An 11,961-nucleotide genomic window follows, 5' to 3' on the forward strand; every position below is an offset into this window, starting at 1 on the left:
TTATTAAATATCAGCTTGCGTTTTATGATTCATAAAATAACTATTTATAGAGATTTCACGTAACACATTGGAGAGTCGCAATGCAGCAGTTAGCCAGCTTCTTATCCGGCACCTGGCAGACCGGCCGGGGCCGCGCCCGCACTATTCGCCACGCCATCAGCGGTGACGTGCTTTGGGAAGTCACCAGCGACGGGCTGGATATGGCGCAGGCGCGCCGTTATGCCATCGACCACGGCGGCAAGGCGTTGCAGGCCATGACCTTTATTGAACGCAGCGCAATGTTGAAAGCGGTGGCTAAGCACCTGCTGGAAGAGAAAGCATCGTTCTATGCGCTGTCGGCGCAGACCGGGGCGACCAAAGCCGATAGCTGGGTGGATATCGAAGGCGGGATTGGTACGCTGTTTACCTACGCAAGCCTCGGCAGCCGGGAACTGCCGGACGACACGCTGTGGCCGGAAGATGAACTGATCCCCCTGTCGAAACAGGGCGGCTTCGCGGCCCGCCATCTGCTAACGTCAAAATCCGGCGTCGCGGTGCACATCAACGCCTTTAACTTCCCGTGCTGGGGGATGCTGGAAAAACTGGCCCCTACCTGGCTTGCCGGCATGCCGGCGATCGTCAAACCGGGTACCGCCACGGCCCAGTTGACTCAGGCGATGGTCAAATCCATTGTCGACAGCGGGCTGGTACCGCCGGGGGCAATCAGCCTGATTTGCGGCGGCGCGGGCGATTTGCTCGACCAGCTTGATAGCCAGGACGTAGTGACCTTCACCGGTTCAGCCCAGACCGGCCAACAGCTACGTGTACACCCGAATCTGGTGGCAAAATCGATCCCCTTCACCATGGAGGCCGATTCACTGAACTGCTGCGTACTCGGGGATGACATCACCCCGGAGCAGCCGGAGTTCGCGCTGTTTATCCGTGAAGTTGTACGTGAAATGACCACCAAAGCAGGACAGAAATGTACCGCTATCCGCCGGATTATCGTGCCGCAGGCTCAGATGAAAGCCGTCAGCGAGGCGCTGATTGCCCGCCTGCAAAAAGTGGTGGTCGGCGACCCGTCACAGGAAGGGGTCAAGATGGGCGCGCTGGTCAGCCACGACCAACGGCAGGACGTTCAGGATAAGGTTAATACTCTGGTTCAGGCCGGGTGTGAAGTTCTGCTCGGCGGTCAGGCCGATCTCAACGCCAGCGGCGCCTTTTTCCCGCCGACGCTGTTGTATTGCCCGCAGCCGGATGAAACCCCGGCGGTACATGCCGTCGAAGCGTTCGGCCCGGTAGCGACCCTGATGCCCTATCAGCATCGCGAACACGCGCTGGCGCTGGCCCGCGCGGGTGAAGGGAGCCTGGTCGGCACGCTGGTCACCGCCAGCGGTGAACTGGCGCGCGAATTTATTCTCGGGGCTGCCCGCTGCCACGGCCGTATCCAGGTCCTCGACCAGGTGTCGGCGGTGGAGTCCACCGGCCACGGCTCACCGCTTCCGCAACTGGTCCATGGCGGACCGGGCCGCGCCGGCGGCGGTGAAGAGCTGGGCGGGCTGCGCGCGGTTAAACACTACATGCAGCGCACCGCGATCCAGGGCAGCCCGACGATGCTGGCGACCATTGGTCAGCAATGGGTGCGCGGCGCCGAGGTAAGCGAAGATCGGGTCCACCCGTTCCGCAAATATTTCGAAGAGATCCAGCCCGGCGATAGCCTGTTGACGCCGCGCCGCACCCTGACCGAAGCGGATATCGTTAATTTTGCCTGTCTGAGCGGCGATCACTTCTACGCCCACATGGACAAAATCGCCGCCGCCGAGTCGATTTTCGGCGAACGCGTGGTGCATGGTTATTTCCTGATTTCTGCCGCTGCCGGGCTGTTCGTCGATGCGGGCGTCGGGCCGGTCATCGCCAACTACGGTATGGAAAATCTGCGCTTTATCGAACCGGTCAAGCCGGGCGACACCATCCAGGTTCGCCTGACCTGTAAACGCAAGACCGTGAAACGTCAGCGCAGCGCCGATGAAAAAGCGACCGGCGTCGTGGAGTGGGCGGTCGAGATTGCGAACCAGCATCAGCAGCCGGTGGCGCTCTACTCGATTCTGACGCTGGTAGCCCGCCAGCATGGTGATTTCCCGGCGTAAGCCTCGTTGGCACAGCCACGATCGCCACCACCACAATGCCTCTGCGGAGGCATTTTTTATAACTGGCAAAACTGACAAACAACCTGGCATAAGCAGACAAACACCCGGACATCGCGCACTGCTAGGTTAACGATACACAAGCCGACTTTCGCAGCGGCGAAGCACAACACAACAATTAGGTGAGGTCACAATGGCGATTCGTTCCCCCCGCAAAACGGCTCTGGCGCTGGCTGTTGCCCTGTTCTGCGCCTGGCAAAGCCCGGTTTTCGCCCATGGCGGTGAAGCGCATATGGTTCCGATGGATAAAACGCTGCAGGAATTTGGCGCCGATGTGCAGTGGGATGATTATGCCCAGATGTTTACCCTGATGAAGGACGGGGCCTATGTCAAAGTGAAACCCGGCGCCAAAACGGCAATCGTCAACGGCAAAACGTTGAATCTGCAGGTGCCGGTGGTGATGAAAAATGGCAAGGCGTGGGTCTCCGAGACCTTTATCAACGATGTCTTCCAGTCCGGGCTTGATCAGACCTTCCAGGTCGAGAAGCGCCCGCACCCGCTCAACTCATTGACCGCGGCGGAAATCAGCGAAGCCGTCACCATCGTCAAAGCGTCGCCAGAGTTCCGCCCCAATACCCGCTTCACCGAAATCTCGCTCCACGAGCCGGATAAGGCCGCAGTATGGGCCTTTGCGTTGCAGGGCACCGCCGTGTCGGCGCCGCGCACCGCTGACGTCATCATGCTCGATGGCAAGCACGTTATTGAAAGCGTAGTCGACTTACAGAACAAAAAAATCCTCTCCTGGCAGCCGATTAAAGATGCCCACGGCATGGTGCTGATTGACGATTTCGTCAGCGTGCAGAACATCATTAACGCCAGCGACGAGTTTGCCGCGGTCCTCAAAAAACACGGCATCACCGATACCAAAAAGGTGATCACCACCCCGCTGACCGTGGGCTACTTTGACGGCAAAGATGGCCTGAAGCAGGACTCGCGCCTGCTGAAAGTGGTGAGCTATCTGGATACCGGCGATGGCAACTACTGGGCGCACCCGATTGAAAACCTGGTGGCGGTAGTCGACCTTGAGCAGAAGAAAATTATCAAAATCGAAGAAGGCCCGGTGATCCCGGTGCCGATGGAAGCGCGCCCGTATGATGGCCGCGACCGCGTCGCCTCCGCGGTGAAACCACTGGATATCACCGAACCGGAAGGCAAAAACTACACCATCACCGGCGACACCATTCACTGGCAGAACTGGGATTTCCACCTGCGTCTGAACTCGCGCGTCGGGCCGATCCTCTCGACGGTCACCTACAACGACAACGGGAAGAAACGCCAGGTGATGTATGAAGGTTCGCTGGGTGGCATGATCGTGCCTTACGGTGACCCGGACGTGGGCTGGTACTTTAAAGCCTATCTCGACTCCGGCGATTACGGCATGGGGACCCTGACCTCGCCTATCGTGCGCGGCAAAGATGCGCCGGCAAACTCGGTGCTACTGGATGAGACCATCGCCGATTACACCGGTAAACCCACCACGATCCCGCACGCCATTGCGATTTTTGAACGCTATGCCGGGCCGGAGTACAAACACCAGGAAATGGGACAGCCGAACGTCAGCACCGAGCGCCGCGAACTGGTGGTCCGCTGGATCAGTACCGTGGGCAACTACGACTATATCTTTGACTGGGTATTCCACGAGAACGGCACCATCGGCATCGATGCGGGTGCCACCGGGATCGAAGCGGTGAAAGGCGTAATGGCGAAAACCATGCACGATCCGAGCGCCAAAGATGATACCCGCTACGGGACGCTGATCGACCATAACATCGTCGGCACCACCCACCAGCATATCTACAACTTCCGCCTCGATCTTGATGTCGATGGCGAGAACAACAGCCTGGTGGCGATGGACCCGGAAGTGAAGCCAAATACCGCCGGTGGCCCGCGGACCAGTACCATGCAGGTGAATCAGTACAGCATCGACAACGAGCAGAAGGCGGCGCAGAAGTTTGACCCAGGCACCATTCGCCTGTTGAGTAACACCACTAAAGAAAACCGGATGGGCAACCCAGTGTCGTACCAGATAATCCCATATGCTGGCGGCACTCACCCGGCGGCAACCGGTGCCAAGTTCGCCCCCGATGAGTGGATCTATCACCGTCTGAGCTTTATGGATAAGCAGCTGTGGGTCACCCGTTATCATCAGGAAGAGCGTTATCCTGAAGGCAAGTACCCGAACCGTTCGGTCCATGACACTGGTCTTGGCGCCTACGCTAAGGATAACGAGTCGCTGAACAATCACGATGACGTCGTGTGGATCACCACCGGCACCACTCACGTGGCCCGTGCCGAAGAGTGGCCGATTATGCCGACCGAATGGGCGCACGCGCTGCTGAAACCGTGGAACTTCTTTGACGAAACGCCGACCCTCGGCGAGAAGAAAAAGTAGGCCACATTGCAGAGCGTCAACCCGGATAGCGGCGAAGCGCCCTGTCCGGGCTACGATGTGCGGTGATGGTATGATAAGTGAGCGCCACCGAGGGCAATCCGTCGTGTGGCGCTCGCGTTTTCACGAGGCATCGTTCCAGCTCTGAACCACAAAGCGCAACCGACCCGAAATACCCGGTACCGAAGGGCGTTTTTTGCCGTTGGCATCAAGCGTGACGCTTTCTACAGGGATGATAACCTCACAGGCTTTACCGGCCGTTTGCTGCGGTTGCAGAACGATATCGGCGCTGGAAAATCCGGCGTCCTGCCAGGCATATTTTATCTTCCAGGAAGTGGTATCGTTGGCCGGCGGGACAATCTCGAGGATCAGCGAATTACGGAACAGATACCCGCCTTCATAATGTTCGTTGAACCAGAACCGCTTCTCAATTTCATAATCCGGCATTTTGACCCCAAGTATCAGGCTGTAGGCCAGCGAACGCCGGTTTTTATTGACGCGCGCGCTCTTCGACAAGAACACGCTGGAGAGATACTGCGACGCACGTTTTTTCTCCGACCACTCTTTTTGCGTCAGACAGGCAACGGAGTCTTCCTCCGAGACGCGACGGGTTAAAGACCACGGCTTGCCGCGCGGCGACGCGATCGCCTCTATCTGATAGATGGCGTCAATTTTCGACGCATTGCCCCCCGCCGCTTTGATTGCCGCCTCCGGCAGGCGAATGTCATCGATATCCAACCAGATATCCACCCGCACATCGCCAAACAGAAAACGCGCCAGGTTCTGGAAGGCCTCTTCGCTGTTCACAATGCCGAAATAACCAGAGTGCGAACGGTAGGTGAAGGCTTTCGCACAAGGCGCCCCGAGAGAACCATCGGCATTCAGGCCGCTCAGGGTCGCATTTTCGATTTTGACCAGACCATCGCTGCCGTTGCCGACAAAGGTTCGCGATAGCGCGGCGGCGGCATCGTAATCGAGGCGGTTGGTGCCGACCATGGTGAAAATCCGCGAGGACGGCAGGCAGGATTCCGGTATCACATCAACCCGGTTATAGCGTTGGTAGGCCTGTTGCAGGTCAAGATAACCCGCCATCCGATCGCGGTTAAAATTGGTGACGCTACTTTGCCACGGCAGGTCCGGCACGTTGAGCCCCGCGAACTCAATCCCGTTATGGGGTGTCGCATAGGTGAAAAATTTATCGACGGTTGCCCCCACCTTGCCCGGGTCAAGCGCCGGATTTTGCAGCATCGCCCGGCAAACCAGCCCGCCCATCGAGTGCGCCACCAGATAGCAACGAAAATCACCAGCCACCTTCACGCCGCTGTTGGGATTCGCCAGCAGTAAGGTCCGCACCTTGACCAGCAGGTTTGATAGCCCGATGGCCGCGTCCTCGATTGACGGCGTCTTACCGGACCCGAGCAGCGTGGAGGCGTCATCATAATAGCGATACACGATCACCGATTTATCATCCAGAACATTGCCGGTGGGTTTCCCCTCCGGATCGGTCTCCCAGCCCTCATCCATGATATCCAGGCCCTGCTCGAACACGTCGCTATAGCCAAACTCCGTGGCGAGGCGAATCACCGGGGACTCGAAGAAAAATTTCCTGGGGCGATCTTTCTGGCTCGCCGACGCACGTAGCATCGTAGACCCAAGATTAAAGCCATTAAACGGATCTGCTGTAGTCTCATTAACGTCGCGTTGCGTCATCGCGTAACCACGAACGTAAATAATAGGGAAAAAAGGCATTTTATTATTAGCCATTTTTATTTTCCTGAGATTTATTATGCTTATAATCAATGAATTTCAAGATGCAGCCAACACCCCTGCATGTTGAAAGACGACGGGTATATTATGGGTGGCGAGACACGCCATACAGCCCTTTATATTTATCATTGGTTGCCGACGCCACTAAGACTGACCATGAATAATGAAAGACATTCACTTTCGATGGATAGGCGCCGCGATTACCTTCGATAGTCCACAAAATACCGTCGGCATAGCGTTGAACAATACCGACATGGCCCTGCCAGGCGGTCTTCTGTGGGTTTTTAGGATCCACTCTGAGCCAGCAGATGATATCGCCCGGTTGCGGTGGGTTGTTTAATGAAGGGGTATAGGCATAGCCCAATGATTTCATTTTATTATGCAGCGCCTGGGCGGATGTTTGATAGCCAAATACCGCCGGTGCTGCCTGATTAAAACAGTAACTGACAAAGGCGGCACACCAGCTTTGGCCCTGTGAACCGTGCCCGGAAAAATACTTTATAATATCCGGCCCGTGGTTGTCGGAGCCTTGCTCACCGTGGCCAAGCTCACCCTGAGCGACCTTGAGCGCCGCCTGGCCTGCGGGACTGCCGCCGCTGACGTTCACCAACGGCGGCGTTACTGGCACAGGCGCAACCTGTTTTTTGCCCAATGCCGCATCCAGCGCCCAGCGGGTATGCGGACCGACTTTACCATCGACTACCAGCGGCTGGCCCGAGGCATCAAGATTGGCTACCTGAAAGGCTTCTACCGACTTTTTCACCACCTGGTCAAATTTATTACCGGTTGCCAGGCCAAAAGATAATTTCCGTAAATCATTTATCAGCTGCGCGACCGCGCCGCCTTCATCACCGAGTTTAAGCATATCGTCCCCGTCATATTCACGTTAGTTAATAAAGAAACAATTCGCACGATAAATGTAATGCTAAGCACTACAGGCTATTACAGATAAAAAAATTAACGTCACCGCCTGAGAACCAGGAATGTTAGCTCGCTATTTTTAACGCAAAACAGTTGCCTTAGAAATAAGCATCATAAAAGGGTTATCATGTTATTCCTCGATTTATAGATTCAGCGCCTGGAGAAAAATAGAGAGCACGAAGAACCACAATAAAATAGCCTAATGGGGCAGGCTCTTATTTAGCGTAGTTATCTCGTGCAATAGATCAAGTGGCGGACCAGCCGCCGTTTTAGCCGCCCCCCGGATTGCGGCGCAAGCGCCTGATCCGGGCTACAGGGTGGTGAAATCGAGAAGGTATTTACCGTGGCTGCTGGCGCGGATAGCCTCCTGCCAGCGGTGCAGCGGCACCACCTCCACCGGCGGTAAGGTCGTCGTCGGCAACAGACGCCAGATCCCGGCGAACGCCGCCTGCCACTGCGCGTCTGACAGGGTCGCCAGCGCCTCGCGCAGATGGAATTTATGCACCCGTGGAAGCAGCCGGGTCTGGGTCAAGGCCCGTCCGGATAACAGCCCGTAGGAGATCAGTCCGCCGCGCTCCGGCAGCACCGACAGCAGCGTGTTCGCCAGTTCCCCGCCCACTGCATCAAACACCCAGTCGGCATTCTGCCCCACCTGTTCGAGCATCGGTCGGTCCGCTTCCAGCAGCGGGTAAACTCCCAACTGTTCCAGCCGGTGAATATGCTGCGGCGAACGGATAACCCCGCTTACCGAACTCGCCCCTTTAAGCAGTGCCCACTGCGCCAGCAGGCTGGCGCAGCTGGAGCCCGCCGCGGTCAGCACAATATTGCAGCCGGCTACCGGCCAGCGGTTGAGCATCAGCAGCGCGGTTAACGGGTTGATATAGGCGCGGGCGGCCAGCAGATCGTCGATGGCGTCAGGCACCGGCACCAGCCAGCGCTCGGGGATATCCAGATAATGCTGCCAGGTGCCATCCCCGCGCAGGGGCAACACCCGCTGCCCGGGGGCAAACCCGGCACCGGACGGCGCCTCCACCACGACGCCAATGCCTTCATAACCCGCCGTCGCCGGCAGCCGGGTGCGGTGGCGGTAGGCGCCGGTGATGGGGATCAGATCCGAGGGATTGACCGGCGCGTAGCGCATCTCAACCCGCACCTTATCCGCCGCCAGCGGCGGTAAGGGAGCGGTACGCAGCGTGAGCGCTGCAGTCGGCGCCCCGTACGTGTTATAGCAAAGCGCGTGGTTCAGCATAGCGTCGAATTCACCACTTCCGGCAAAACAGGAGCGCAATAATAACAGGATTCAGGGGGCCATTTCCCGCCAAAAGCGGGTCCATCAGCCGGGACCATCGCTGGCGGCCGCCAGCAGCGGGACGATCAGATCGCTCATCGGCGTCGGAATACCGTGGCGGCGAGCTCGCCGCGGTATCACGGCGTTGCGGATCTCCCACTCCAGCGGATGCCCGGCTTCACGGTCAATCAGAATAGAGGTGCTGAGGTCGGGCGGCGCACGGTGGAAACCATCGAGGATCTCCTGCGGGACGCTGTCGTTCAGTAACGCCCCCTCGGCGCGGGCAACGGTCAGACATTCATGCAAATAGGCCAGGGCAACGTCACTGATATCGGCGCGGGTGAACATACCGGCCCGGCGCCCGGTTAGCACCATCAGCCCGGCGACGGCATTTTGCAGCAGCTTACGCCATGCCACGGAGGTAAAATCGGCAGCCAGATCCACCGCACAGCGGGTTCCCCGCAGCACGTGCTGTATCCGTTGGGCTTGCGGCACATCAGGTAGCGTCAGGCGCGGCGCGGCCCGTAGCCATACCGAGGTCTCCGATTCGCGCAAGGCCGGAAACCACACCACCGAGGGCAACACCGGGGAGCCGGCAACCCACAGGGCAAACTGCTCCTGCTGTTCTACGCCGTTCTGCAGGACGCACACCACCGTATTGTCATCGCACAATACCGCCAGCCAGGGCGCAATCGCGCGGATCTGGGTGGTCTTCACCGCCACAAAAACCACATCAACCGGCCCGGATATCGTCGCCGGATCGGACAACAGCGGTCCAGGCACGCTAATCTGACCGCCGTCAAAGCGCAGCGACAGTTGCGGATGGGGCGTACGGGCACAGATCAGCGGCGTACGCCCGGCTTCATGCAGCGCCGCCGCAATGGTGGTACCAATGGCGCCGGGCCCAATCAGGGCAACGGTTGGCTCTTGCGATCTCATTTCTGCCTCCTGAGGATGTCTCCGCCCGTTGGCGGGCAATAATCAACAGTAGCGAGAAAGGATAGCGTTGGGCAAGCCCGGCAGTCCGGGCGCCGTCAGCGGGTTATCGTCAGGGAGACGCTTCCCCGATTGTTATCGTACATTTGCCACGCGTCGTTGGCCCAGGCGTAAAAATAGCCGCTTTTCGCCGGGGTAAAACGGCATTCGGTACCAACAACAAAAATCTGATGCTGTTGTTGAGGTACCGCAGAAGCGCCGGCGGCGCTATTTGCCACCACCCCGATGAGGGCGAACCAGGGTGCCGAGCCGACACGTCTGCTCAGCCAAAAATCCACATCCTGATTTTTGGTGGCCCCTTTCCACAACGTTTCCAGTTTGTCGGAGACCGAAGCCAGAATCTGAGCCGCTTCACCGGGATAAAATTTCCCGTCATCGGTGCCGCCCGCATCACAGGGAATAGAGCTGTCCAGCCATTTTCCCGTAGCACTAAAACGATATTGAATGCCGGCCTCCAGCCACACGCCGGTGGCATTCCAGCGTTCACGGGCAAAGACGTCAACGGTCGCCGAATGGCCTGCGAGCAAGGTTTTCTCCGGGCGGTAGCGCCCATTAAGCAGCGAGGGCAGACTCTGACGTTGCAGCACGCTGTCATCGACACGGGGATCGTCTGCCACCAGCTGTGGCACCGCCCGTGGGCAGGTATGCAGCAGCGTAAACACGCCGGTCACCGAATCGTGCAGTAATCCATGAGGGTTGGGTGCCAGCTGTGAATCTATGCCCGGCAACAGTTCGAGGCCCAGGCCCTCGGCTTCTGACATCATCCAGCGCAGGGGAATGTCCGATAATCCGCATTGTGCGTAACCACCGCCAACGTCAGAATGTACGCCGACAAACCAGCGCTGCTTCACCCGCGGGTTACCCTCCACGTTATCCCAAAGCGTGGGGATAAAGCTCTGGCGCTGTTCGTCCAGCGCCAGAGCATGACGGGCGTTTTCCACGATGGGACTGAGGGAGGTATCGTGGAAGGCGTACTTTTTCGGATCGTCCAGCTGATTTGCTAACGCCATATCGTCGGGAATACCCAGCGCCCCTACCGTCTCCCAGACGCCGATAAAATAGACAGGGATACTGCCTTTTGTCGGGTCCCCCGTCGCCACCGAATAAAAGGGACGGCCCACGCTGGCAATAATGGGAGGAACGCTGCCAACGGGCTGGCGATAATGGGCAAACAGCGTGTTGATATCCTCCCACACTTTATCGTCGCCGGTTCCCGCCTGAGCAGCATTCAATAAACCGCAGCGCGCAATCATTCCGCCGAGGCTGCGAACGGTATAGGCGCCACGGCTAAAACCAAACAGCCAGATTTTATCGCTGGGCTGGTAGTTGGTCGCCAGCCAGTAATAAGCGCTAATGATATTCTTATCAAGACCTTCACCGATGCCGCCGCCGATGTAGCGCTCGACCGCCCCGCCGTCGGTGCCCACTCCGGTATGGTAATAGACGCGCTGGCTATTATTTTCTGCCACCGCATTTCTCAGCTTCACCACATTCGTCGGGGCCAGTTTACCGTCATCAAGCTGTTGCGGTGTATTCCAGGTACCGTCGCAAAACACCAGTAAGTTCATAGGAACCTCTTCACAGGCTGCGTTAAAAGCGCTCAGGATTGACAGATTAAAAATAGCAGACTGTAATCGAAGCTGGAGTTCAAACGAAAAAACGCCCGTAATACCCGGCATCAACTGGTGCTGGTGGGCATTCGTGGAACTTTTTTGGTGAGTACCATATTTAAGTCAATGTTATTACGGGGATCATCATGATAACCGATACGCACTACCACCTTGCTCTCAACGAGTTAGCTCAATTACATTCACTGCCCCCGGATCAAAAACTGAGCACTATTTTTCGCATTACGACCCTGTATGAACAAAATATTACCAACTGGTATAAAAAAGAGGTCAAGAGAAAACGCATACTCTCTATATTACTGCTATCGGCAATTTTAGTTATTATGGTTGCCATCGGTAGCATTCAGATCCTTAAGCTCCCTTTTATTCATGATATCAAAGACAAGCTGTTGTTTACCCAAATATCCCTCGGACTACTTACGCTTGCCGTATTGCTATTTACTGCCGACAGAGCATTTCGTATTACTGGTGGATGGATGAATTACATTAATACCATGATGGTCATCGAGACACGCCATGCGGGATTTATTGCGGAGTGGATAAAAAACGATGGTACTCTCCATCAGCAACCAACTGAGCACTATCGTCAGGCGACCGACATTGCTGCTGCGTTTATTAATGCGATCCACCTTGCACAGCTACAAGAAACGCAATCATGGTCAACCCAGTTAACAGAGTCCATTAAGCAGCTAGATTCTTTGATGAATAAAAAACCGCATGGACAAAACGGTAATGAATGAGCAGAAAAGGTGGGAGCAGCGCCCGGTACAGCATAACCAGGCGCTGGGT

8 protein-coding genes are annotated in these 11,961 nt (G+C 57.0%); 3 read left to right on the plus strand and 5 right to left on the minus strand.

The window, feature by feature from the left end; all coding sequences use genetic code 11:
- Window positions 1-80: 80 nt before the first annotated feature.
- Together paaZ and tynA are read left to right on the plus strand one after the other, a co-directional pair.
- Complete coding sequence (gene paaZ / locus ACMYSP_RS01370) at window positions 81-2,126, plus strand: phenylacetic acid degradation bifunctional protein PaaZ (RefSeq protein WP_434585116.1); 2,046 nt, start codon at window positions 81-83, stop codon at window positions 2,124-2,126.
- 190 nt (window positions 2,127-2,316) lie between these two features.
- Window positions 2,317-4,575, plus strand: a complete 2,259-nt coding sequence (gene tynA, locus ACMYSP_RS01375; protein WP_434585118.1) for a primary-amine oxidase — start codon at window positions 2,317-2,319, stop codon at window positions 4,573-4,575.
- 120 nt (window positions 4,576-4,695) lie between these two features.
- Here the strand turns inward: tynA and ACMYSP_RS01380 are convergent, their stop codons facing one another.
- The 5 genes from ACMYSP_RS01380 to ACMYSP_RS01400 form a co-directional block, all read right to left on the minus strand.
- Window positions 4,696-6,336 (minus strand): esterase/lipase family protein, encoded by a 1,641-nt coding sequence (locus tag ACMYSP_RS01380; RefSeq protein ID WP_434585120.1) that lies wholly within the window; start codon window positions 6,334-6,336, stop codon window positions 4,696-4,698.
- Between the two features lie 88 nt (window positions 6,337-6,424).
- A complete protein-coding gene (locus ACMYSP_RS01385; protein WP_434585122.1) occupies window positions 6,425-7,204 on the minus strand; it encodes a CHAP domain-containing protein in 780 nt (259 codons plus the stop codon).
- Window positions 7,205-7,570: 366 nt separating this feature from the next.
- The gene (locus tag ACMYSP_RS01390) at window positions 7,571-8,509 is read right to left on the minus strand and encodes a zinc-dependent alcohol dehydrogenase family protein (RefSeq protein ID WP_434585124.1); all 939 of its coding nucleotides are present in this window, start codon (window positions 8,507-8,509) and stop codon (window positions 7,571-7,573) included.
- A gap of 84 nt (window positions 8,510-8,593) precedes the next feature.
- On the minus strand, window positions 8,594-9,487 hold the full coding sequence (locus tag ACMYSP_RS01395; RefSeq protein WP_434585126.1) for an oxidoreductase: 894 nt from the start codon (window positions 9,485-9,487) through the stop codon (window positions 8,594-8,596).
- Between the two features lie 95 nt (window positions 9,488-9,582).
- Window positions 9,583-11,112: a DUF2235 domain-containing protein gene (locus tag ACMYSP_RS01400; protein WP_434585128.1), complete on the minus strand. Its 1,530-nt coding sequence runs from the start codon at window positions 11,110-11,112 to the stop codon at window positions 9,583-9,585.
- A 188-nt stretch (window positions 11,113-11,300) separates the two neighbouring features.
- Here ACMYSP_RS01400 and ACMYSP_RS01405 point away from each other — a divergent pair, with 188 nt between their 5' ends.
- Window positions 11,301-11,912: an SLATT domain-containing protein gene (locus ACMYSP_RS01405; RefSeq protein WP_434585130.1), complete on the plus strand. Its 612-nt coding sequence runs from the start codon at window positions 11,301-11,303 to the stop codon at window positions 11,910-11,912.
- Window positions 11,913-11,961: the final 49 nt, after the last annotated feature.

The organism is Klebsiella sp. R390, from assembly GCF_051131745.1.
In the GTDB taxonomy this organism is placed as follows: domain Bacteria; phylum Pseudomonadota; class Gammaproteobacteria; order Enterobacterales; family Enterobacteriaceae; genus Klebsiella.